The 22151-nt window shown below is 67.4% G+C and carries 21 protein-coding genes; 9 read left to right on the forward strand and 12 right to left on the reverse strand.

What is annotated here, in order from left to right; translation table 11 throughout:
* Window positions 1-246: 246 nt before the first annotated feature.
* The 3 genes from ACFYNX_RS27040 to ACFYNX_RS27050 all read right to left on the reverse strand — a co-directional run bounded on the left by ACFYNX_RS27040 (window position 247) and on the right by ACFYNX_RS27050 (window position 1851).
* The gene (locus ACFYNX_RS27040; protein WP_388664930.1) at window positions 247-684 is read right to left on the reverse strand and encodes a hypothetical protein; all 438 of its coding nucleotides are present in this window, start codon (window positions 682-684) and stop codon (window positions 247-249) included.
* A gap of 94 nt (window positions 685-778) precedes the next feature.
* The gene (locus tag ACFYNX_RS27045) at window positions 779-1291 is read right to left on the reverse strand and encodes a DUF6302 family protein (protein WP_388664932.1); all 513 of its coding nucleotides are present in this window, start codon (window positions 1289-1291) and stop codon (window positions 779-781) included.
* Window positions 1288-1851, reverse strand: a complete 564-nt coding sequence (locus tag ACFYNX_RS27050; protein ID WP_388664934.1) for a DUF5999 family protein — start codon at window positions 1849-1851, stop codon at window positions 1288-1290. Before ACFYNX_RS27050 ends, ACFYNX_RS27045 begins: the two co-directional genes overlap by 4 nt.
* A 402-nt stretch (window positions 1852-2253) precedes the next feature.
* Here ACFYNX_RS27050 and ACFYNX_RS27055 point away from each other — a divergent pair, with 402 nt between their 5' ends.
* Both ACFYNX_RS27055 and ACFYNX_RS27060 read left to right on the forward strand, forming a co-directional pair.
* Entirely contained in the window at window positions 2254-2703 is a 450-nt protein-coding gene (locus ACFYNX_RS27055) for an ATP-binding protein (RefSeq protein ID WP_388664936.1), read from the forward strand.
* Entirely contained in the window at window positions 2703-3773 is a 1071-nt protein-coding gene (locus tag ACFYNX_RS27060; RefSeq protein WP_388664938.1) for an aldo/keto reductase, read from the forward strand. The genes ACFYNX_RS27055 and ACFYNX_RS27060 overlap by 1 nt, the downstream gene beginning before the upstream one ends.
* Window positions 3774-3895: 122 nt before the next feature.
* Here the strand turns inward: ACFYNX_RS27060 and ACFYNX_RS27065 are convergent, their stop codons facing one another.
* From ACFYNX_RS27065 to ACFYNX_RS27085, 5 genes are all read right to left on the reverse strand, one after another.
* Window positions 3896-4639: a 2'-5' RNA ligase family protein gene (locus tag ACFYNX_RS27065; protein WP_388664940.1), complete on the reverse strand. Its 744-nt coding sequence runs from the start codon at window positions 4637-4639 to the stop codon at window positions 3896-3898.
* Between the two features lie 17 nt (window positions 4640-4656).
* On the reverse strand, window positions 4657-6006 hold the full coding sequence (locus ACFYNX_RS27070) for a hypothetical protein (protein ID WP_388664942.1): 1350 nt from the start codon (window positions 6004-6006) through the stop codon (window positions 4657-4659).
* Between the two features lie 79 nt (window positions 6007-6085).
* Complete coding sequence (locus tag ACFYNX_RS27075; protein WP_388664944.1) at window positions 6086-6547, reverse strand: PPC domain-containing DNA-binding protein; 462 nt, start codon at window positions 6545-6547, stop codon at window positions 6086-6088.
* Window positions 6548-6573: 26 nt separating this feature from the next.
* Window positions 6574-7575: an asparaginase gene (locus ACFYNX_RS27080; protein ID WP_388664946.1), complete on the reverse strand. Its 1002-nt coding sequence runs from the start codon at window positions 7573-7575 to the stop codon at window positions 6574-6576.
* Window positions 7576-7632: 57 nt separating this feature from the next.
* Complete coding sequence (locus ACFYNX_RS27085) at window positions 7633-9105, reverse strand: transcriptional regulator, XRE family protein (protein ID WP_388664948.1); 1473 nt, start codon at window positions 9103-9105, stop codon at window positions 7633-7635.
* 232 nt (window positions 9106-9337) lie between these two features.
* On the opposite strand from ACFYNX_RS27085, the gene ACFYNX_RS27090 reads away from it, so the two are divergent.
* The 3 genes from ACFYNX_RS27090 to ACFYNX_RS27100 all read left to right on the forward strand — a co-directional run bounded on the left by ACFYNX_RS27090 (window position 9338) and on the right by ACFYNX_RS27100 (window position 10970).
* Window positions 9338-10228 carry a helix-turn-helix domain-containing protein gene (locus ACFYNX_RS27090; RefSeq protein ID WP_388664950.1) on the forward strand — a complete coding sequence of 297 codons (891 nt, stop codon included), beginning with the start codon at window positions 9338-9340 and terminating at the stop codon, window positions 10226-10228.
* 12 nt (window positions 10229-10240) lie between these two features.
* On the forward strand, window positions 10241-10477 hold the full coding sequence (locus tag ACFYNX_RS27095) for a DUF397 domain-containing protein (RefSeq protein WP_388664952.1): 237 nt from the start codon (window positions 10241-10243) through the stop codon (window positions 10475-10477).
* Between the two features lie 118 nt (window positions 10478-10595).
* Window positions 10596-10970, forward strand: coding sequence for an inositol monophosphatase family protein (locus tag ACFYNX_RS27100; RefSeq protein WP_388664954.1), 375 nt, complete (start codon window positions 10596-10598; stop codon window positions 10968-10970).
* 249 nt (window positions 10971-11219) lie between these two features.
* On the opposite strand, the gene ACFYNX_RS27105 is transcribed toward ACFYNX_RS27100, so the two are convergent.
* Window positions 11220-14945 carry a hypothetical protein gene (locus tag ACFYNX_RS27105; RefSeq protein ID WP_388664956.1) on the reverse strand — a complete coding sequence of 1242 codons (3726 nt, stop codon included), beginning with the start codon at window positions 14943-14945 and terminating at the stop codon, window positions 11220-11222.
* A 611-nt stretch (window positions 14946-15556) separates the two neighbouring features.
* On the opposite strand from ACFYNX_RS27105, the gene ACFYNX_RS27110 reads away from it, so the two are divergent.
* Window positions 15557-16129: a hypothetical protein gene (locus tag ACFYNX_RS27110; protein WP_388664958.1), complete on the forward strand. Its 573-nt coding sequence runs from the start codon at window positions 15557-15559 to the stop codon at window positions 16127-16129.
* Window positions 16130-16386: 257 nt separating this feature from the next.
* Here the strand turns inward: ACFYNX_RS27110 and ACFYNX_RS27115 are convergent, their stop codons facing one another.
* Complete coding sequence (locus tag ACFYNX_RS27115) at window positions 16387-17013, reverse strand: ATP-binding protein (RefSeq protein ID WP_388664960.1); 627 nt, start codon at window positions 17011-17013, stop codon at window positions 16387-16389.
* A gap of 279 nt (window positions 17014-17292) precedes the next feature.
* Here ACFYNX_RS27115 and ACFYNX_RS27120 point away from each other — a divergent pair, with 279 nt between their 5' ends.
* Entirely contained in the window at window positions 17293-18870 is a 1578-nt protein-coding gene (locus ACFYNX_RS27120) for a hypothetical protein (protein WP_388664962.1), read from the forward strand.
* A 256-nt stretch (window positions 18871-19126) separates the two neighbouring features.
* Here ACFYNX_RS27120 and ACFYNX_RS27125 read toward each other — a convergent pair whose 3' ends face one another.
* Together ACFYNX_RS27125 and ACFYNX_RS27130 are read right to left on the reverse strand one after the other, a co-directional pair.
* Window positions 19127-19420, reverse strand: a complete 294-nt coding sequence (locus ACFYNX_RS27125; protein WP_388664964.1) for a hypothetical protein — start codon at window positions 19418-19420, stop codon at window positions 19127-19129.
* Window positions 19421-19510: 90 nt separating this feature from the next.
* On the reverse strand, window positions 19511-19825 hold the full coding sequence (locus ACFYNX_RS27130; protein ID WP_388664966.1) for a glyoxalase/bleomycin resistance/dioxygenase family protein: 315 nt from the start codon (window positions 19823-19825) through the stop codon (window positions 19511-19513).
* 434 nt (window positions 19826-20259) lie between these two features.
* Here ACFYNX_RS27130 and ACFYNX_RS27135 point away from each other — a divergent pair, with 434 nt between their 5' ends.
* Together ACFYNX_RS27135 and ACFYNX_RS27140 are read left to right on the forward strand one after the other, a co-directional pair.
* Window positions 20260-20607: an SH3 domain-containing protein gene (locus ACFYNX_RS27135; RefSeq protein ID WP_388664968.1), complete on the forward strand. Its 348-nt coding sequence runs from the start codon at window positions 20260-20262 to the stop codon at window positions 20605-20607.
* 178 nt (window positions 20608-20785) lie between these two features.
* On the forward strand, window positions 20786-21469 hold the full coding sequence (locus ACFYNX_RS27140) for a hypothetical protein (protein WP_388664970.1): 684 nt from the start codon (window positions 20786-20788) through the stop codon (window positions 21467-21469).
* Window positions 21470-22151: the final 682 nt, after the last annotated feature.

The following is a 22151-nucleotide window of genomic DNA, read 5'->3' on the forward strand; positions in this document are numbered from 1 at the left end:
ATCGTGGGGTGAGGGTGTCGCACGGTCGTCCGGCGTCGGTGGGGGCCTGCGGACGGTCCAGCGGGGGCCAAGGGTCACCAAAGCGGCCATGGCCAGAACGATCAGGACGGTGATGACCAGGCCGGCAGCGTTCATCCCTACCTCGGGACGGATCCGGCGTAGATGAGAGTGATCACCGCGAGGGCGAATGTCAGGATGCGCAGGTGGTTACGGCTAGGACGCCAGAAACTCCTGCCGGACAGAGGTCTACGCACAACGAGTCCCCTGGTGAGCCGAGTAGCTGCCGGACGCCGTGCGCAGACGTGCCCGGGTGAGGCTGAGCGCGTCGTGCAGCGCACCGGCCGGGGTGACCGCTGTCCCGTTCGTGGTGGGGCGGGTCACCCACAGGCCGCTGCAGCCGCGGTAGCCACCGGCGTCGCAGCTCCAGGACCGGGCAGCCGGAACGCAGTTGGAGTGCGGGGCCTTCCACCGGTGAACTGTGTCGGCTTCCACCGGTACCACGAGCTGGTGATGGTCCAGGCAGTACTTCACCGATCCGACGTCCGTGCCGTCCTCGACGAGCGCGTCGATCGTCGGCAGCCCGAGCGCCAGGCCCACACGAACCGAGGCCAGGTCCGAAGGAAGAGGTGCGGGTGGCTGCTCGCCGAGAGCGATCTGCCACAGGTACCGACTGCGTAAGGTCATGAAACTGGTCTCCAGCGAGTGATCGGGGTTCTGGTGCCGCGCCGTGGCGGGGGTGGCCGGCGCGGCACCAGAACAGGACAGGGCGCCGCGGATGTCAGGGGGCAAGCGCAGCGCCGGCCTGGACGACAGCCCGGGGAGGAGTGGGCTGTCGTCCAGGCGGTGACCCCGGCGAGGACGGCCAGCGCCCCGCGTCCAGGTCACGCCCCCCGTGTCCGGCGGGGGGCCGTATACAGGTGCCAAGCCGCAGATGCTTACGCAGGCCGTGGAACCGGCGGCGGGCATCCGGGGGGAGGCCTTCCGGCAGCGGCTCGCCCCATCCCACGACGTGACCGGAGACCGTGAGCCGGTCGAAGCCCAGTCGTCCTCGCAGAGCACAGACGAGTTCCTCGGCAAAGACCGGCTCGGTCATGTCCATGGAGCCACCGCGGCGGCCCGCTCCGGCCGGGACCGCGAGCAGCGGAATGCGGTACAGCGCTACGGCCACCGCGTCGTTCAGGAGGCCAGGGTTGACGAGGCTGGCCTGCCAGCGCTCGTAGTCGTAGGCGGCCGTCGCGGGGAGAAGTCGCACCCCCAGCGGCTGTGGGGTCGACGCGGGGATCGTGGTCATGTCGTCACCGCCTCGCGCGGCAGCGGCCGCCGCGGCTCGACGATGCCACCGGTCGGCAGGAGGCATCCGGTGTCCTCGAAGATCAGCACGCCATTGCACAGCTCACTGCACCCGATCTCGGGTCGGTGAACGCGGATCTTGGCCGCCTCGCAGTCCTGGGCCGTCGCCGGCGGGCATTCGACCGAGTGGCCGCACACCAGGCCGGCTGCAACGAGTTCGGCGATGACCGTAGCCACCGCAGTTGCGAACGTCCGCAGATGTTTCCGCACGTCCAGGTACTGCGTCGGCACATCCATCTCGGCGACCTTTCGGGCCGCGGCGAGTGCCGCCTCCAGCTCCGGGCGAGGCCGGCCAAGTGATGCGTGTCCAAGTTCCATGAGATGGCCACGCAGCCTGAGGATGACGTCCTCGATATCACGGTCGCTGTCGAGAAGCGGGGCGTCTTCGTCGAGGACTAGGGCCAGGGTCTCCCGGGTGGCCGCGACGAGGGAGCGGGACGGGGCCTTGCGGCCGGAAGGCCGGCTGCGGACGGCGCTACGGGGAAGGCGGAGGAGGCTCACGGCGCTGTCCCGTCAGCGAGGACGGCCTTGGCGGTACAGGCTGTCGGCGTGCAGGCCATCGCGGAACTCCTCTGTCGGGCCGGGCGGGTGCTGGCCGCGCCTCACCTTCCGAGGGTTCGGAGTGGGAGCTGTCGGCATGACCCCACGGTGCCGTGAATCGCTGCGCACTGGTACGCCAAACGGTGGCCACTTGTTGGCCACTTCACCGGTGCGGCGGCATCGAGCCGAAGGAGATTTGAGTGGTTTGCCCGCCCTATTGAAGGCGTCGGCTGAGGGCGCGGAGGACGAAGTGGCCAACAAGTGGCCACCGTTCGGCATACCGGCGCCACCGTATTTCCGTCACCGTTGAGGCAGGCCGATCCCGGCTACGCCGCAGGGCGTCTCGAGCCCGAGGAGACGAGAGTGCCCCCGACAACCGCTGAGCTGGTCCATGACCGCAATCTCGGAGACCTGTTGAAGCACCGAGACGTCGTCCTTGAAGGATGCGAAGCCCCACAACGCACGGCTCGTGTCGTGCTCGCTGACATGCTGGGTACGGACGAGGCTCGGACCGATGACGCGATGCTGGTAGCCAGTGAGCTCATCGCCAATGCCATCCAGCACGCCGGCGGTGCAGTCTCATTCCGGATCGAGGTCTACGAGCTCGGCTCGGCGCTCGGGGTCGTCGACCGCGCCTCTGACACCGGCGCGCTCCCCGTCAGCCCCTCCAATTCGTCCACGGAACCGACTGACGTGGCCGTGAGCGGACGAGGGTTGTTCATCGTCCAGAGGCTCGCCAACACCTGGTCGGTCGAGCAGACTGAGAACGGGAAGATCGTCATCGCCGTGCTAACTCAGGCAGGCTCTCGTTGATGACCGCTTTCGATTCCACGAAACGTCACCTGGGACGAGGGCTCTTCGCTCATCCGCTCGGCGTGAACTGCGGAGCCATCGGAGTGTCGGAAGATCCTCAGCAGACCGAGGTGAGCGACGGCCACTTCCTCGACGGCCTGCGCCGCGCCGTCGAGCTCGGCGCCACCCTGTTCGATACAGCCGACTGCTACGGCGCCGGCCATGCTGAACGCATGCTGGGACGACTTCTACGGGAGCACCCGGACCAGAGGCTTCTTACCAGCAGCAAGGTCGGACGTTTGCGGGGATCAGCCCCGCACGCCTATGCCGGCCGCCATATCCATCACCAGTTCCAGCAGACGCTGGAGAACCTCTACACCGAAGAACTCGATCTCTACACACTTGACTCCTGGGACTTCGGCCCCGAGGACCGCTATCTGGGAGGTGCGATCGAGCAGATGTGCGCCCTGCGTGACGTGGGGGCGGTGAGAGCCATCGGAATGAGAGGGCCGTACGTTCCCTACGGTGCCACGCTCGCCGAGCGGGATGCCTGCGCGGCCCGATTCCTGCACCTGTTCCGGCTCATCAGGCCGAACATCGTCTGGACTCGCTTCAATGCGCTCACGCCGGTGATCACTCTGGAGGGCGAGGATCTGTTCGCTTTCACCGCCCGCTACGGAGCGGGTGTGATTCTCGCGGCCCCCTTGGCTCACGGCCTGCTCACGGGCCGAGCTCCCCGGAGCACCATGCTGCCCCCCGGATCTACCGTCAGGCCGAGGGGCATGACGAGCCTCACGTCCGAGAAAGCCGCGCGAGTCACGGCAGGGTTGCAGACGCTGCGCGTCCACTTCGGGAATGAGCCGGGGACCTTGACCCGGCTGGCGCTGCTGTCTTGCCTGCAGAAGGCTGACCACTGCACGGCTGTCGTCGGCTTCACCAGCAGGGCGCAGCTGGAGGAGAGCTTCGGGTGCCTGTCAGGACCCGCCCTCACGACTGCGGAGCTTGAGGTGATCGAGAAGGCGTACGCCCAGGTGCGGGACGGTATAGAGCAGCAGTCGCGGCGCCAGATGCCTCAGCCTGTTCGTAGCTAGGGCAACCGAGGTGCTCCGGCCGCCCACGGCGGGGGCCAGGGGTAACGCAGCGGCAGTCGAGCGGTTCGCCGACCGCACGTCCTGGACGAAACGGTAGTGCTGCGCCGTGGGCAAGACGGTGATCACTTGGGCGGGATGCTGGCCTGCAAGGGAACCTCAGGGCTTAGAGGAGCCGAGTGCACGGTTCGCCATCGGTATGTCCTGTCCTGCCTGCGCAGTTCCACCAGTTCCACCGAGGTGATGTCCAGTGCGGCGGGTGGCAGTGAGCGGAGGGGCGCGACTGCATCAACGACGGGTGCGGCCGGCCGCGCCTGGTTGTTGTAGGCGATTCCGAGGTGGGGACGGAAGGCGCTCGTGGGGCTGCCGCCGGGGATGCGGGCCTGATCGCCGACAGTGCTGAGGGCGGCGTGGAGGTGGATCATGGGGCGCCAGGGCGTGAGGCTGAAGCGGACGGCGCCGCGTGAGCCCGCCAGCGGATGGGCGAGGATGCGAAACGCTTGAACCGGCAGGTCCTGCGTCAGGTCAATGAGCTGCTCGACCTGGTCCTCGGATACCTGGTCCGTGGGGCCGACTCGCAGCATTGTCACGTGCAGCCCGTCGCTCGGGACGGGATCCATCCCGAGGTGCTGCAGGGCTTTCTGGCAGTGTTTTGCCAGGCTGAGGAGTTCGGGCGCTTCGGAGAAGGTGAGCATCCAGTAGTACGAGCGATGCTGGTCGGACCATCCCGGCCGGTCCCAGTGGTCACCCATGTGCTCGACCTCCTGGAAGGCGCGCCAGTCGTGTCCGACGATGGTGTCTGGATCGTCGAGATCAGCCGGCGGTTCACAGGGGAAGGTGCTGGGGTCGTTCACCAGCTCGGGTGTCACAGGGCTCCTTGGTCTTTTCAGGGGGTGATCTGGGTGTGCGGAACATCGACGAGCGGTCCTGCCTGGGGCTGCGCCCGCCAGCTCCGCAGCTCATCGGCATAGTCCCCCACAGCGGGTTCGTCATGCCATCGCTCGGCGCCCACGTACAGCTCCTTCGCCCTTTCCCAGACCGATTTGATCGGTCGGCCGCTGCCGGCTCGCAACGCCTTACTGCCCAGGGCCATGGCGTGCTCGACTTCGGGGGAGTCCTGTTTCAGCAGGGCTGATGCCACGTCCAGGCCGACCAGGGCGCGACTCCAGTCCGAAGGGGAGTGCTCGACCAGGTCCTCGATTTCCGCGGCGTGTGCGACAACCTCGGCGGTGTCGCCAAGCGAGAGGCGCGTCGTGATGGCGTTCGCGAGCGTCCGGGGCATCGAGTAAGGGGCGAAGCTGATGCACGAGGTCAGGCCATCGGGGAGCGATCGCTGCTGATCCGACAGATCGAGTGCCTGTCCGATGGCGGCCTCAGCCCCGCTGCGGTCGCCGAGACGTGCGAGCGCGCGGGAACGGCCGTTGACGAGCAGCCGGATGGCCTGTGGGTTGTCCGGATCTAGCGCGATCCCGGCGGAGGCCGCATCGTCGGCTTCCGCATACCGTTTCTGGTAGTACAAGCCGAGCGAACGGGTGCCCGACGCCCACATCTGCATCGAGACCTCGCCGATCTCGCGCGCCAGCGACTCCGCCTCCGTGCAGTAAGCGTTGACGACCTCGAACCGCGCGCCGGCGTTGACGGCCATGTACCCAAGGAGCCCAGCGGCCTGGGAGGCGAGGCGGAAGAGTTCCGCGCGTGCGCGCGGGGGCTGCTGGCCGCTGAGGACTCCGTGGAGCATCTCCCGGATGACACGGGCCTCGCCGGCCAGTTGGTGCGGTCCGAGTGCCTCGTACCGGTTCACGATGCCGGAGATCGACTGGGTCACCATCATGAGGACGGGGTCATCGGCGTTGGAGCTGGTCAGCCTGTGCGTTTGTGCGACCACTGCCAGTGGGTCGTCGAACTCAGGAGCCTGGACGGCAGGAGCTGCGACACCGGCGCTGAGGTCGATGGCGGGACGAGAGACGGACTCAACCTGCTCGAACAGCCGCTCGGGCGACATGTGGAACATCTCGCGAAGGACGAAGTAGGCGTGGTGGCGGGGGGTGCCCTTCATTGTCCCTTTGCGGCCCATCCACCGCTGGAAGGAACTGCGGGAGACATCAGCCCACGCGAGCTGCGGATCGTTCTCCCGGTCGGCCGCTCGTTTCGCTGCCTCGCTGAAGTGAATGCAGAACTTCTCGTACGAGTCCCAGTGCCTCTCCTGCACCAGGAGAGCGAAGCGTGTGGTGGCCATGCCTCCTCCTTCGGGGCTGGTGCCGGATGCGCGGATCGCGCGCGGTGGCACAGGACTACTTGGATGCCGGGCTCGCGGGTCAGTTCTGCGCGAAGGTGATCAGGGGGACGTCGTAGAGGTCGGGATTGCGCGGGCGGGTCACAGCGGGGAAGGTCCATTCCTCGATCACGAGTTCGGTGACGAACTGGACGGTGGCGTCCAGGAGGTGGCTCGTCCGCCCGTCTGCTGAATCCGCCTTGAGGCCGGCGGAGACATGGATGTGCGGAGCGACGCGGTCGTTCTCGGCATCCCAGGCGAGGGGTCCACTGCCGAGGACCTCGAGCGTCTCGACCTGGATGTCGTCCCAGAGCGGGCGCTCCGGGTGCTTGAGGGGCTCGCAGGTTCCGACCAGCCGGGCGTGGCTGAAGCCGCCGATGAACGTGAGGGAGCCGGCGCGTATCCCGGATTCGAGACAGAAGGAGGCCAGCGCCTCGAAGAAGTCCTCGCCGTGGTCGAAGGCGACAGCGAACTTCCGGCCGGTGGTGATCTCGGTGGCGCGCATGGGAATCCGATCGTGAGTCGTCAGGGTCAGCGGTGGGCCGCGAAGGCGGCCTGGATCGCGTTCTGGTCCGCGCCCGAGCGCAGGAGGGCGAGTAGCAGGAGCCGGGCCTTGCGCGGCTCCAGTCGGCCACCGCTGATCAGGCCGCGGCCGAGGAGGTCGGTCTCCGAGCCCGGGCCGAAGTCGTAGGTGTGGGTGAGGACGCTTCCGGCACCAGTGCGGGAGGTCAGGACGACAGGAACGCGGGCGGCTAGGTCGCCCAGCCGTTGCGCCCATGTCTGCGGGACGTGGCCGGCGCCGAAGGCTGCGACAACGAGCCCGTCGAGCCGGGCCGCAGCCTCGTCCAGGAAGAGTCCCTCGCTGCCGAGCGTGGCCTCGATGAGTTCAACGGAAGCGGGGCGTACCAGAGGCAAGCTGATATGCGCGCGGCGGGACACCGCGAAATGGATCTGAGGTCGGCCTTCCACCAGGTGTCCGACCGGCCCTGCGCCAGGCGAGGTGAAGGCCGATGTGCTGGTGCTGTGGGTCTTCTGGACGTGGCGGGCTGCGTGGAGCTCATCGGCGAAAGCCACGAGTACGCCCATGCCGCGAGCGTCGGGACAAGCCGCGGTGCGTACTGCGGCAAGGACGTTGGCCGACCCGTCGGCGCCCGCCATCTGTGGGTTGCGCATGGCGCCGGTGATGACGACCGGCGCGTCCCCGGTGTACAGCAGGTCCAGGAAGTACGCCGTCTCCTCAAGGGTGTCCGTGCCCTGGGTGACCACGAACCCAGCGGTGTCCGAGGAGCGTTTGTTGAGCAGTTCGGCAACGGCGGCAACGTCTTCCACCTCGAGCCAAGCCCCTGGGATCTTCCGGAAGTCCACCAGTTCCAGAGTCACTTCCGCTGCGAGTTCAGGAACCGCAGCGACGAGGTCCTCGGCGGTCAGCCGGGGAGCAACTCCACGTCCCGTCGTGTCGCTGGCCATGGCGATCGTGCCACCGAGCGAGAGCACCAGAATGCCCGGGGGCGGGGACTGGGATGTGGGATCCACGGCGGTTGCCTTTCACGGAAGAGGATCAAGCACAAGTCGAGGTCAGCGTCGTGTCTCTCAACGGTCGGGGGCAAAGGATCCGAAGAAGTGAAACACCTCGTCCAGGGCCTCCACGCTGAGGTGTCGGCTCCGGGGGCGCACGATGCTCGCCGTCCCGCATTCCCTCAGCTCACGGCACCGTCCGATCAACCAAGTCCAGTCGATCTCCAGGTACCCGGCCAGAGCACGCAACCGAGTCTGCGGATCGGGCCCCCGCATCACGCTATGGGCCTGCGCTTCGCCGGCTGCTTCGCGGTATCCGCGAAGGGCTGGGCGCTGCGTGACCGTGTCCACGGCCCAGATGGCGCCGTCGGTTCGCGTCCAGTTGGCTACCACTGCCCGCCGCTCGGGAATCAGCGCAAACCCGTCCATCTCTGAATACTCAGGGTCGGGAAGAACATCAACACGGATGCCTTGCAGTTCCATCAGGGAGATCGCCAGGAGCAGCAGAATCCGCTCGTACCGGTCACTCCGGCTGACCTCGCTCTCCGAGATGCAGAAGGCGCGGGACATCGACGCGGCACTGTCGGCGTAGCGCGATGAAAGAGCCCTGAGGTACTCGATCTTGTGCTGGAACCACAGCCACGTGGCGGCCTGCTCACCAGTTTGTTCGCGCGTCCCCAAGACCGGAGGCTCCGTCAGCCCATCGAGCCGGCGCATGATGTGCCGCGCGCAGAAACTCGATCCCAGCCACTGGGTTCCCGCCGTGGTGAGGTCGGGCATCGCCAAGTGGCTGGGAGCAGAGCGCGGCAGGGCAAGGTAGGTGTCCAGGGCGTGCCGCTCCTGGGCCAAAGCGGAATCGTCTGTGAGCAGTCCGTCGTCGAACTGGACGAGCGACCAGAGTAGACCGTAGGTGAGATCGTCCAGCACATGCGCGCCTGGCAGTTCAATCACGCTCCGGCCTGGGGATGTCGCGCGAGCACGACGGGCGTTCGCGGCATCGATCACGAAGAGCTGAGGGGTGCTCTCCCGGTCGTCCACTCCGACGAGAAACCCACGTCGGGCCGATCTCAGGAAGCGGTCGAAAGACCCGGTGCTGGCGACGTCGATTTGAGCGGTGGAGCCAGATCGGATGGCGGGGCGGAAGGCTACGGCGGAGGCCGTCCCGTCCAGCGCTTGCCTGCCCACCATCTCCCACGAACCGGGCAGCTCGCCCGCGGGCATGAACAGGCGGCTCGTGGACCAGTTCTCCGTGATCGTGAGCAAGGCGCTCAGGCCGTCACGATCGTGCGACGGGACCTGTAAGTGAAGAGTCTCTAGGGCAGGGCTGAAGAGATCTTCCGATGGGACGCCGAAAAGCCGCTCCAGGATCAAGGTCGTGTCCGGCCGCGGCACACACTCCCCCTTCGCCCACCGGTCGAAGCTCCGTCGCGGCACTGTGATGGTAGCCAGCCTGGGCGCGTTGATGTCCTTGGCGAGTTCACGGGCCGCATGCTCGAAGCGTAAGCAGAACGTGCTCCACCGGTCCCACCTGCGCTCCCGAAGCAGCATGCGGAACAGGGTGGGGCGGGGCCGGGGCATCGACACAGCCCTCCTCGGACAACGGCAGGACGAGCACTTGGTCACCGCAGCCGCTGGCATATTCCACCAGGCGCGACAAGGACACCACGGATCGTGACCTCGGCCAGGATGCTCCTCCTGGTGTGTTCCGCGCAACACAACCCAGAAAATTTCTCCATAGAATTGGTTGTTGGAGCACGGGCTACACGCCACACTGGCCACCATGTCCGATGCAGAGGTCCCATGGTCGCTTCCGCACAGAGAAGTGGGCAGCCGGCTTGAGGAGTTGCGCGAGCGCAGCGACCTGACGCAGAGCGCCGTTGTGGATCTGCTGAGCCGGCGCGACCTCCGGACCAACATCTCCTCTCTCAGCAAGCTCGAGAACGGGAAGCTGAAGCAGATCCCGAGCGGCCTTGTCGAAGCTCTGCTCGACGTGTACGACACCGAGCTTGAGACTCGGCGGTATGTGCTCGGACTGCTCAGCGTGGACACCACCCCAGCCGGCCGCCGACGCCGGCCATCTCTCTGGCGCCGCCATGCTGCTCTGCTGGGGCCCATGAAGTTCGAGTCCTACCTCCAGTTGGAGCGCAAGGCGGACAGGCTCCGTAATCACCAGCCACGTCTCGTGCCAGGACTTCTGCAGACCCGAGGCTACGCCCAGCGCACCATCGAGACTCTGCGCCCGGAACTAAGCGCATCAGACGTCCGCGGCTTGGTCGACGTTCGCATGGACCGCCAGCAGCAGGTTCTCGGCGGAGATGACCTGCACGAGTTCCAAGCCCTGCTCGACGAGGAAGTCCTTCGCCGTCAGGTGGGTGACGAAGCGGTACGGCGCGACCAGCTCCAACACCTCCTTGACCTGGCAGAACAGGACAAGGTGAACATCCGCGTCCTGCCGGACAGTATCGGCATCCACCCAGGCATGGCCGGCCCGTTCGTACTAATGGGGTTCACTGACGCGGACCAGGATGTCGTTTGGTGCGAACTCGCAAGAAGATCCGTCTATTTCGACCAATCCGAGGATGTGGCCTTCTATGACGGAGTATTTACGGACCTGTGGGAGCAGGCTCTGAGCTGCGCCGACACGCGTGCACTGATCAAGAAGATGACCTAGGAGAGTTGGCAAGTGAGTAACGGCAAGCCCACCCCGGCCGAGATGGACCTTTCGGACGTCGAGTGGGTGGTGTCCTCGTCCAGCGGCGGTGGGGGCGACTGCGTCAGGATCGGAGTGAAAGACGGCTTCGCTCTGGTCGGCGACACGAAGAACCCAGACCGCCCTCCGCACGTCTTCACCCCGAGCGAAGCTCGCGCGTGGCTTCAGGGGGCCAAGGCTGGCGAGTTCGACTTCCTGCTCGACCTGTGACACGAGCGGAGTTCTAGTAGTCCGCATGGGCCGACCTCGTCCAAGGTCGGCCCATAGCGTTTTGCTGCGGCTACCATCCCGTCAGTTCCGACATCTGGGGGACAGCCGATCCTATTACGTGAACCCATCCTCGGCCGAAGCGATTGTCGGCCTGGGCGACTACGCGGTCGGAGAGCAGGCAGCGAAGCGGAACGAGCAGCGCTTCGTCCTGACCCAGCTCTTGGCGGCAAAGGTGCTTCGCGTTCGGATGCTGGGATCGGCAGCGATCGATCTGGCATGGGTCGCGTCTGGCCATCTGGACGCCTGCGTGGCACTCAGTAACCACCTGTGGGATGTCGCAGCGGGTGTGGCTATCGCGCGTGAAGCAGGGGCCGCTGTCATCGACATCGACGGAACCCCCCACACCCCATCATCCCGAGCGACCATCGCCGTCACGCCCGGCCTCGAAAGAGCCTTCGCTGAACTACTCAGGCCCCTGCGCAACACCACGTAGCTGGCCAACGCTCAGCGGCCAGCTCGGGCGCACAAGAAATCCACGCCCGAGCGCACCGATCTTCGGACCGAAACGCAGAGCAGCCCTGCCGTCAGCTTGTGAAACGTGAGCCTTTCAGCCACGGCCTGAGAATCTTGCCAGCGGACGGGTAAACGGACCCAGGTGCGGCACGCCGCCAGCGGTTAGGGCTACGGCGCCCGGTGCCCTGCGGCAAGCTTTCCGCTCGGTGCCCGCCGCAGGTAGTGGTCACTACCAGGCCGTGGCGCGTTCCACGTCGTTGGCGTAGCGGCCAAGAGCCTGTCCGAGGTCGGACCGTCCCTCGGTCCCGGGTTCGGAGGTGTCGACGGCGTCCTGCGCAGCTCGGATGACGGCGTGGACCCGGTAGTCGATCTGGCCTTGGTTCCCGCTGGTGCCGGCCACCAGCGTGGTCAGGATCCGTAGGGCATCCGGGTTCTGGGGGCTGCGGGCGGCTCGCTGCGCGACCCGGTCGGGGTACTTGATGTCTGGGGTGGTGACGACGGTGCGCAGGGTCCGGGTCAGCCATTGGCCCTGGTCGGTCCCTTCGGCGAAGGAGAAGTGGCCGGCACCTACGAGGACAGGCGCGAGGGAGGGGTCTTCGTCGACGAGGTCCAGGGCCTGGTCCCAGAGCTGAAAGGCGCGCTGGTGCAGAGGGAGGGCACCGGTGACGTCTTCGAGGGGCAGTATCCGGGCGATGTCGCCAAGGAGCGTCGAGACGGCCGCCGGTCCGCCGTCACCGCTGATCAACGCGGCAAGGAAGTCGGAGTCGAAGGTGCCAGGGGAGTGGAGCAGGGTGACGGCGAACCGGTCGAACACCTCCTCGGGTGCGCCGGCGCGCAGGTAGTCCATGACCTTGCCGAGGTCAAGGTCGCCGAGCACCGCGAATTCGTCGGAGCTGAGGCGGCGCAGCTCGCGCAGCCATGTGTGAATCGGGGCGGACGGTACGGCGAGGTCGAGCAGGGTGGCCTGGTGGTCGGTGTACCAGGGCTGGGCGTAACGGCGCAGCGGGGTGAGGGCCGCGCCGATGGCGGCCAAGGCACGATCGTCGCGACCGTCGGTGACGAGCTCGGTCAGTTGGATGGCGGCTTCGGCGGGCAGCTCGTCGTGGTCGGCTGCGCGGCGGACGGACCACTGCAGGAGGGCGACCAGGGCGAGGCCGCCGGAGGTGGCGCGCGCGGCGACGTAGGGGCTGTCCGGGACCGAGGCGGGCGCGGTCCAGTCGCGGACGGCGGCCGTCAGCCAGGTGACGGCCGCCGCCTCATCCATGCCGGGGTCGGCTCCGAGTGCCCAGGCCTCGCGCAGTAGCTGGGCCACGATGTAGCGGGCGCGTTCGTCGATGTTCGGATCGGCGCTGCCGTCACCTGCTTCGAGCTGGTTCTTCAGGTCCCAGGCAGCGATGCAGGCCTTGGTGAGCAGGCGTCCGTCGTCTTTGGCGAGGCCCGCCTGTTGCCGGTCGGTGTAGAGGGCCTGCAGGTAGACGGTACGCAGGTCGAACGAGCTCAGGGCGGCCGCGACGGTCCAGATGTCGGCCGCCCAGGCCGCGGGGTCCGCGTAGACGGCGGCCTCCAGCATCCGCAGGTCCGTGCGCTTGTAGTAGTCCCCCTGCGAGGGGGTGCGTGCTGAGAGCTCGGCGGCACCGTCGAGGACACCGTGCTCCGCGCACCGGGTGACGAAGTCCGCCACGGTGCTTTCGCCGTGGTCGGGGTACGGCCCGATCTTGATCAGCGGCTCGTCGAGGGCCGGCGGCGGCCCGGTGAACTCGGCCAGCAGATCCAGCACCGGGCGCCAGGGTGCCAGCACCGACGCGGGCGCCACCTCAGAGAGGCAGTAGACGGTCCGCCACATGGGCTGCAGAGCGGTCTTCCACTCCAGCTCCGGCATGTCGGCTGCGGCCTCGCCGAGGAGTTCGACCAGTGCTTCCGTGCCGCCGAGTACGGAGGCGAGCGTGCGGGCGTGACGGGCATCGTCGTCGGTCAGCTCGGCGCGGGCGGCCTGCAGTGTCTTCGGGCCGGGCACGGGGCCGAAGCCTTGGGTCAGGGCCGCCTCGAGGCCGGCCTGGTCCGCTGGTTCGCAGGTGCCGATGGCCATCTGGACGAACCGGCCGACGTCCGGGGTGAGGTAGGTCATGGTGTCCAGGCGGGTGAGCACCGCAAAGGCGGCCTTCCACCACGAGGCGTCCGCCGGCGCGATCTCGGTGGCGTCCAGCAGGTGGACGGCGATCAGTCGCTCGCGTTCCCAGCCGCTCAAGGTCTTGGCTGTCCAGGCACTGGTCCGGTCCGCCAGATTGGTACGCGCCTCACTGAGCTCGATACGAGCGAACTCGATGCAGGCCGCAGCCGCGAGCCGAGCCCCTGTCAGCGCCCGGTCCCCGGCCAGGCTCGGGGCACGCAGGTCGTCGCTGATCTGTAGTTGGTCCCGGACGCCTTCGACCGCGAGGTGGGAGGCCAGGACGGTCGCGAGGCCCGTGCGGACCCGCTGTGCCAGCTGCCGGTCACCTGTTCGGCCGGTCTCCAGCAACTGGGCCAGCACGGTATGGATATTCCAGGAGTCGGCCACAGACCCGTCCGACCCGACGGACAATGCTTTGACAGCCGCCTCTACCCACGCGACGTCCCGGTGCTCCGGCAGGGTCTCCTGCGCCCAGTAGACCGCCATGGTCCTCACACCGTCGACGGAGTGCTTCTTCAGCGCGTCGGCGACCAGAGCCGCGCCGTGGCCGCCGAGGTGCCGACACAGCACGACGAGCTCAGCGGTGGCTTTGCGGCCGGACCGCCAGATTGCCTCCAGGCGCTTGTTCTTGTTCAGCCACTCCACCAGGCGGGCGGGATTCTCGTCGGCGAGACGCTCCAGGTAGGGCCTTGCTGGCCATCGGCCCTCCTCCGGTAGAAGCCGAACAGAGTCCAGCTTCTCCAGCCACTCCCAGCCGATGAACTGTGTGAACAGGTAGGGAGCGGCAGCGGGGTTGTGCAGGTTGTTGACCTTCTGGACTTGCCCCGGAGTCGGGGAGGTGACCGCGCCGAGAGACACCCACTCGGGAGCCTGGTCGACGACCGTGGAGACGAGCTCCTGGATCAGGGCCAGGCAGTCGTGCAGCATCGCGACCGCCGTCACCGCGCTCGCCTCGCGACCGGGGTGCACGACCCCGGACCCGATGCTGTACTGCTTCGTCCAGAGCTTGAATGCCGCCTGCTCCGCCCTGCCCGGCCGCTGGCCGGTCTCGTTGTGGACCACCGTGGTCAGCTGCATGATCCGGTAGGCGCCCTGCTGCTTCTCCATCTCGCACAACCGCGCGTAGGCCGCCCCGACTGCTTCGAGTCGCCGGTCGAGCACCGCCTGACGACGGAACTCCTTGCTTGACCGGATCTTGTAGAGCTCTCGCAGCGCGACCGTTAGAGGGTGTCCGGCAGTCAGCGTCTCGGGTACCGCGGTCCCGAGCTCGTCGACGGCGTCCAGCACCATCTGGGTCGCACCGAGCGCCGAGATCGGCGGGTGCGCGGCCTTCGTAGCCGCGGTGCGAGAGTGGAGCAGCTTGACAATGGCCTTCCCGAGAGCACTGTCCACGTCCACCTTCCGGGGAAACGCCGGCAGGGAGTCCAGGGCCTCGATCAGACCGTCCACCGGAGTCGCGGACTTAAGCGAGCCATCCGTATTGAACACCGCAGCGAGGGACTTGGAGACCTCAGCCCGGGCCGCCTGCAGCCCCTCATAGTTGCTCCCGCCGATCTCCATCAGGCGCTCGATCGCAACGCGGCACATCGCCTGCGCGGTAACGTACGGCTCCGCGTGGCCGTCCGGCTCGCACAGCATGGCGCAGATGTCGCGCAGCAGGCCCAGTGCGACTGCGCCTTCCTGCTCGGGCCCAAAGCTCTGCAGCCGCAGGGCGAATTGGGAACCTTCCGCCAGTAGCGCTATGTCGTCCGCCGACGGCCTGGTCCGGTCGGCCTCGAAGATGGTCACGGCGGCACGGTACCGGTGCCCCGGCCGACGCGGCGATCGGTTTCGGTGAACGTAGCCCCCGCAGGCCGTTGAGGACCTCTGGTCGGGCCGCCTCTTCGACCGTAGGCACAGCTCAGACCCAGCATCTGCACCCAGAGACGGAGTGAGACAGCGCCCAGCAGCCGAGCCAATGATGTGTTTCTAAACCTGCTTCAGGCAGCCCGCCACGCAGGGGTTTTATCTGCACCTGTCAAGTGCAACCACTGGTCACAGGCTCGAAGAGTATGCAGACACGTAAGGCACGGACGAGCGAGATTGCCGCCCGAGAAGCGGCGTCCTTTTGCAGGCGATCGAGACCGGAGAGGACGCCGTCGCGTTCTGCGGTGACGAGCACCGGGCCCCCGCAGAACCAAACTGGGCCGAGCAAGCAGGCGACAGGTCGGCCCAGGCCGTTCAGCCCGAAGGACACAAGCCGACCACCTTCGGTAGATCGCTGTGACGCAAGCGGGACCATCCTGCTTGCGTGACGCGTCCGGGGGAAGAAAACCCGTGGCCCTGGAAGCCCGCGTAGAGCGCATAGTGGACCCGGCCCATGATCAGCCCAACCCCTCTAGCGAAACGGACCTTCCCGCGTGACGACCACCCCTCTGGAACCCTCGACCGCGCGTGTGCCCGGACGGGCCTGGACCGTCCGCCTCACCGGCCACAGCGATCGCACGGTCAGCGTCACCTGCACCTCGCCGTGCACCATGCCCGCCCGCTCCCGCGACCTGCCCTCCTTGCGTGCCTTCGCCGCCCGGCACGCCGCCGCCCACGCCAAAGCGGCCACCGTCCGGCCCAATGCCGCCTGCCACTGCCGCGCCGAACGCTGCGAGGCACACCCTGCAGACAAGACACTGTGCGCGGGCGAGGTGGTGATGATCCTGCGCCACGACCCGGTCGTCGGTCAGGTGTGGATCGTCGAGGAGGTCTGCGCGATGTGCGCACCCCACATCCCCCACGCCCGCATCCTGGCCCGCGCCGCGGCCCCCACCCGACGCGCCACCAGCAAGCCGACCACTCAGAGCCAGGGCCAGGGGAGCCGGGCGCAGGTGCTGCCGCGCCCGGGGGTGCCCAGCCTGTTCTCCTCCGCCGGCACCGTCGAGGTCGGTACCGACACGGTCCGGCGCCCGCGTAAGCCCTACCGACGCCCCCGCCAAAGCTGACACACGCGCTGCTGCGGCGGGCGGGTGAGGAGCCTGTTCCACCGGGCGTCCGGCGACCGGCTGCTTCAACACCACAGACCTGGCCAAAGCCTCAGGTTCCCTTTTAACTGCCCTGTCCGCACTCGATCCGGGGCGCCGAGGGCAACCGAGCGTGGACCAAGTGAGGGCTCCGGTCCGCCCGGCCTTCTGTACGCAGACGTTGTCAAAAGCGTTGAGCGTGTTGTTCAATTCCCGCTCAGTGCTTCTCCCATGGTGAGTCAGATGCTCTGACCACCTTCGATACCAACGGAAAGCTGCGGCCACACTGCTACGAGCTGCGCCAGTTCATCCGCGGACGACCCGGCTGCTGTGTGTATGGCCTCGCAGGGGCGGAAGTGGACGATGGTGCCCGTGGTGCCGTCGTCGGCGATCGGCGTGAGGCCAGTTGTGGGGATGCCGTGTTCGTAGCGCTGACTCCAGGCTCCACCTGCGCGGCGGTTGGTGTGGACGAGCCATTCGCTGAACGCCGCAACGACGGACATACCACGGCGTGGATGGCCATCGGGAAGCAGTTGTGCGTCAGGGTGATCGAAGAACCGAAGGTCTTTCGACGCCATGACCGGCTTCTTCACGGCCCGTCCATGGTGATCGAGGCGGGTATCGGTACCTCGTCCGTCATCGGCGACCGACACCGATCCGTCGACGTGGTAGGTGACAGTGCAACGCCCTGTGCCCCTTGCTTCCGCCTCGTCGGCTGCGTAAGCGACGACCTCGAGGATCAGATGCCGCATACCGCCCGGCGCGAACTCGGCCCAATTGTCCCGGATGCGCGTGAGGTGGTGAACGTCCACGGTGTGTGCCCAGTCATGCGTTGTGTTGCGCCACGGAACCATTGATCTGTCCATGAAGGAAGTATCCCAACTACATAGGCAGCTTGCAGATGCCTAGCCCATCGCTCTTGCACGCATCGTCTGCTCCACCGGCTTCACGTACATCGTTTCACCCACTACTTTCCTCGGGCTCGTCCCGCCTGGCGGGACGCCGGTGCAGTCACTATCTGTTTCTTCCCGCCGGGCGGACTTGTCGTAGCGCATCACCGGGCGGCGATCACCAGCTCGGGCAGGCTGCCGTCAGCAGCCATTCACGGACTATCCCCCTTTCACCGCCCAAGCAGAAGGCCTTCGATGAACCAGCAGCCCGCCCCCCTTCCCGACGACTTCCCTGCCTGGCTGGCTGCCCAGGGCCATGACGCCTACGTCCTGGCGTGGGTGGACGAAGAAGGTGTGCCGCCCGGTGTCGGCGAGGGGATGTTGCAGGTGGGGGAGAGCGGGATCGCCCGCGTGGGCGCCGACCTGTCCCATATCCGGCTGCGGGAGGTCACTCGCGGGCGGGCTGAGGCCCTGAGCCGCTGGCTCCGACTGGAGGACGGCACCAGACACCTCGCCGTCCTCAGCGTCCAGGCCGGCGTACTGCGCGAGCACACGCCCGGTGAACTGGCCGCCGACCTGATGCGTGACCCGGTCACCGACGAGGCCCGTCTCACCGGGCAGCTGGCCGACTGGTTCTCCCGCAAGCACACCGACGCGGCGCAGGGGCTGGAACTGGGGTGGGTTGCCGCGGCCACCGCCTGGGTCTGCCACATGCGCGCCCTGACCGGCTATCCGCCGCCTGCCGTCCTCAGCCCTAGCCTGCAGCACACCGAAGAACCTAAGGGCCCCGCCACCGACCTCATCATCGGCACCGCACTGCGAGTCCTCGACCTGCTGGAGCGGGCAGAAAGTATCGACCGCACCCGCGCCGAGCTGATCGAGGACTGGCATGCGGCCGAGTCCCTGACCGCCGACGTCCCCGCTCTCGCACCCCTGGCCGACTGGCTACTCGACCAGATCGCCCTGCGCACCGCGCCCGCCCAGCAACTGCGCGCCGTCCTCGAACCCGACCTCGCCGACTACCGGCGCGATCAACAGGCCGCCGGCGCGCTGCCGGGCACCACCCCACCCCTCGACACCCAGCGCGCCACACACCTGGCCCAGGCCCGCCACACCGTCCGCGCCTACACCGCCGCCCTCTACGCCGGGCGCGAGCAGGAAGCCCAGGATCTGCTGGACACCTTCCCGATCCCGGCCCGCGCCCTGTCCACCAGCGGCCCGGCCACCGCCTGGCGCCAGCACTCCACCACCGCGCAGGACGCCGTCGACGCGCTTGCCGCGCAGCGCGCCGCGACCACGGCCGAGGACAGCTTCGACTTCTTCGCCGACCCCGAACTCCTGCACGCCGAAACCTCCTACCTCGCCGCTCGCGAGGGACAACTGCACCTGATCCACGACGCACTCGGCCGCCTCGCCTTCCCCCCTCCCGTCCCGCGCTACCTGCCCCTGGCGCTTGTGCCGGTTGCCACCGCGCAGACCCAGCGCCGCCTCACCGAGGCCTACGGCACCCTCGAGCGCGCCACCCAGGCCCTTGACGGACAGGTCTCCTACCAGCTCCAGCAGCCCGTCCCCGCCCACCGGCGTGCCACCACCGGCACGGAGAGCGACCTGCTGACCCGCACCCGAGGCGCCCTCAACGACCTCACACACGGTGGCGCGCCCTTCGACGCCGAGGACATCAAGACCCGCCTGCACGAGACTATGAACCGCCCCGCCACCCACGAGCTCCCCAGCCCGCACACACCTGCGGCACCGGCCACCTCTCACAACCAAGCCCATGACCAGGCTCTCGCGGCCGGCGTCGGCTTCCTCACACCCGCCATCGAGCGGTGAGCCGGACACCGGACACAGTCCTTTACCTGCTGCGGTGTGCGGCCGGGCCACTGATCCGGTGCGGACTATCCCACCGTGTTCAGGCGGCTATAGCCCTGCTCGGGTGCACCATCGTGCTCATCGGCCTTGCGGCCATGGATCTGCTCACAGGACTGGTCACCGCCGCTCGCCGTCCCGACCGGCACACGCCCACCGGACACGGCGAACACCCTCCTGCCTCTGCCCGACAACTACGAGCGTCCTGCGGCGTAACGGCTCAGAACCCGGCCATTGACTTGTCGAACACCCCGCCCAGCGCACCGTAGGCGCTGCAGCGAACCGAGTGCCTCGCCCTGCGGCGCAGCCCGAATCCCACGACGAACAACAAGACGAATAGCCCGCCGAGGACCATCGTCACGACCGGGTTGTAAACGAAGTACGTAAAGCACGCCACCCCGGTCCACACAATGACCGGCAACAGTGAGCCGCGCAGGACCGCACCCAGCCCCACCCGTTCAGGTCCTGCCGGCAGCGCACGCTCGTGCCACACCTCGAGGTGGTTCCTGGTCACACAATGCTCAGGCCGCATAGGCCCATCACACCACCGGCACCCCGGCAATTGTCCAGCGATCCGTATCGGCCTGGGAGCGGTTGACGGTGCTCAGGTCGAGTGGACCTCGACCGTGCGGCCGTCGGGATCAGTGAGGATGTGGCGTCCTGGCGTGAGTGGCGGAGTAGCCGTACTGCCGTCGACGGCCAGGCCGAGGCGCAATGTGTCCGTCTGACGTTCAGGACGGGCTGGGTAGAGCTCGAACACCATGCCGTTCGGAAGGACCGCGGCGTAGTGCTCGGGACCCTGGCCGTGCCGTTCCGCGGCGAAATCCAGGCCAAGGCCCTGGTAGAAGCAGCGGCATTGCTCAAGCCGGGGTGAGTACAGCACCAGCAAGATCACGTCAGTCGGCTTCGGGTCGCTCATCAGTTCTTGGCCTTTGCTGACGTTGACAGGGATTGAACCGTAACGCAGTAAAAGGTCCACGAGCTGGGCCAGTTGTGAGGCTCACCTAGGCCCGTGCGGCCTGTTCTCATCCTGCCCCGTCCGCGATTTTTCGTGCCTACTTCGGCGAGTTGCCCGAAGAACTCACACCCAAGTGACAAGCCGCCCGGAAGCCGTGACTCAATGAGTCCACCAGCCCTCTGCCACGCCCGTCCTCGCGCCCACGATCCCGGGGATTGTCGGATATCACCCCCGCCCAGGAACCCGCAGCCTTTCCCGCGGTGGGGAACGGCATCCCAGCTCGCCGTCGCAGCCCTCGGGATCCCGCCGACCGGGCCACTCATCGACCGCATTTCGGTGCGCAGTATCGATCCTGCTCGGCCAACCCCGCGCCATCTTCCCTGAAAGGCTCCCCGATGATCCGCCGTCTCACCACCCGCGCCGCCCTGGTTCCCGCCGTTATGGCGGTGGCCGCCACAGCCGCCCTGACCCTGACCACCGCACCGGCCGCCCACGCCGCCGGCGAGAACAGCCTGTGCACCACCAACTGGCCCAACTTCGACTCCACCTCCAAGAGGAACGCCTGGAACTTCCGCTCCGGCCCCTCCACCGGTTACAAGAGCCTGGGCTACCTCTACCGCGGCGACCGGCTCACCGTGATGTGCAGCAGGGGCGAGTGGGACTACGCCCAAATCACCACCTCCAAGGCCGGGATCCGTAAGGGCACCAAGGGCTGGGTGCACGGCGACGCCCTGCTGCCCTGAACAAGGCTCGCCAGCCCCGGAGGAACGGCCGAAAGCGTCTCCACCCCTCGAACGGCCTCTGAGCGTTCGAGGGGTGGAGGCAGCACTTCCCCCGCGGACCCCCTGTTCAACCTCGCCGACTGAACGCACACCTCCCGGGACCCTGCCTGGACGGCTATGTCCTCTCGCACGCCGAGAAGTGACCGCGCTTCACTGGCGCTGGCCGCAACACCCCGGCATCGCGCCGCCCGGCACGGCACCGCTCCTCCCGTACTGCGCCCAGTCCTGGGCCCGCCATCTGCACTTCCCCGCCCCTCTTCGCAGCGGCGCCCGGCTGGTTTCGCACCGGGCGCCGGGAACAGACAGCCACCGGACAGACGCGGCCTCAACCAAGGAAATCTCTCACCATGACAGCCACCCTGCGCAAGACGGCCCTCACTGCGGCGTCCCTGGCCGTGGTGACTGGCACGCTTCTGGCGGGAACCGCCATGCAGCCTCGGCCACCGCCCGGACCAACGCCTGCAGATCGAGCTACACCTTCCTGAAGTCGTGGCCGATCAAGGCCACGCCCGGGTCGTACGACGCCGGCCAGACCAAGGGTTACCTCGACATCTACTACTCCCCGACCGCCAGCAAGAACTGCGCGATTGCCCGTCCGGCCGACGGCGTGCACCTGCCGCGCGGGATCAAGGTCAAGATCGGCAGGAGCGGCTCGGGCTGGGCCGCCCTGGACGGCTATCAGGCCAACTTCACCAAGTACGCCGGCCCGGTCTACGTCTCCGCCCGCAACACCTGCATCGACGTTGAAGGCGGCTTCTCCTACAACGCCACCTGGGATTCCTCCTCGGCCTGGAGCAGCTACTCCTCCAAGCACTGCAGCTAATCGGAACGTCTACCGACCCCGGCATACCAACCTAGCCCTGGCCAGCCGGAGGTAGTGTGCCCCAGTAGCTGATCATTTCAGAATGAGTTCAGTGTAGGAGCTTGGCAGTTGGATCGGATGGCGCCAGAGTGGTGCGGGTGCCGGATGATCTTGTGTCTGACAGCGCTTCGGCCAGGGTGGCGAGGTTGACCCCTCCGGTGAGTGACCGAATCATCGGCGTCACGGATTCGGTTGCAGTCAGCATCTGAGGGGTGAAGGAAGGTGAGCTCAGAGTCCGGCGCCCTTCTCCTGTGGTCCGCAGGCCGTATAGCTAGCAGCCCGTGTCATTCTCTCTCTCCGCGCCGCCCACCGGACCGCGCTGAAGCGGTCGCGGCACGCGGAGCAAGATGACGCTGACCGCGGCCTGGTGGGGATCAAGGGCTCGCCTGACCAACATGGGCCAGTCCGTGGCAGCGAAGAACGGAGAACCAGTCACACCAGCCCTTTGACCTGCAGCTTCAGGCTGACGGGGGCTCAGTGAAGCCCTCTCCACGACGGCGCCCCCGAGGCGAGCACGATTGCAGGGGACCGAACGAGATCGTAGCGTTGTCGGGCATGGCGACCAGCTCACTGTCGAGAACACAGAGAGGAAGCAACCGCGAGGCCAGCGCGACGTCGTCGAACCTGGAGGTGAGGTCCTTGG

Origin of the sequence: Streptomyces sp. NPDC007872, assembly GCF_042868165.1 — a bacterium.
Classification (GTDB): Bacteria; Actinomycetota; Actinomycetes; order Streptomycetales; family Streptomycetaceae; genus Streptomyces.

Coding starts and splice junctions, on each gene's coding strand:
- ACFYNX_RS27040 (WP_388664930.1), bottom strand. CDS start 684: ATGACCTTACGCAGTCGGTACCTGTGGCAGATCGCTCTCGGCGAGCAG.
- ACFYNX_RS27045 (WP_388664932.1), bottom strand. CDS start 1,291: ATGACCACGATCCCCGCGTCGACCCCACAGCCGCTGGGGGTGCGACTT.
- ACFYNX_RS27060 (WP_388664938.1), top strand. CDS start 2,703: ATGACCGCTTTCGATTCCACGAAACGTCACCTGGGACGAGGGCTCTTC.
- ACFYNX_RS27070 (WP_388664942.1), bottom strand. CDS start 6,006: ATGGCCACCACACGCTTCGCTCTCCTGGTGCAGGAGAGGCACTGGGAC.
- ACFYNX_RS27075 (WP_388664944.1), bottom strand. CDS start 6,547: ATGCGCGCCACCGAGATCACCACCGGCCGGAAGTTCGCTGTCGCCTTC.
- ACFYNX_RS27085 (WP_388664948.1), bottom strand. CDS start 9,105: ATGCTGCTTCGGGAGCGCAGGTGGGACCGGTGGAGCACGTTCTGCTTA.
- ACFYNX_RS27090 (WP_388664950.1), top strand. CDS start 9,338: ATGTCCGATGCAGAGGTCCCATGGTCGCTTCCGCACAGAGAAGTGGGC.
- ACFYNX_RS27115 (WP_388664960.1), bottom strand. CDS start 17,013: ATGGACAGATCAATGGTTCCGTGGCGCAACACAACGCATGACTGGGCA.
- ACFYNX_RS27120 (WP_388664962.1), top strand. CDS start 17,293: ATGAACCAGCAGCCCGCCCCCCTTCCCGACGACTTCCCTGCCTGGCTG.
- ACFYNX_RS27130 (WP_388664966.1), bottom strand. CDS start 19,825: ATGAGCGACCCGAAGCCGACTGACGTGATCTTGCTGGTGCTGTACTCA.
- ACFYNX_RS27135 (WP_388664968.1), top strand. CDS start 20,260: ATGATCCGCCGTCTCACCACCCGCGCCGCCCTGGTTCCCGCCGTTATG.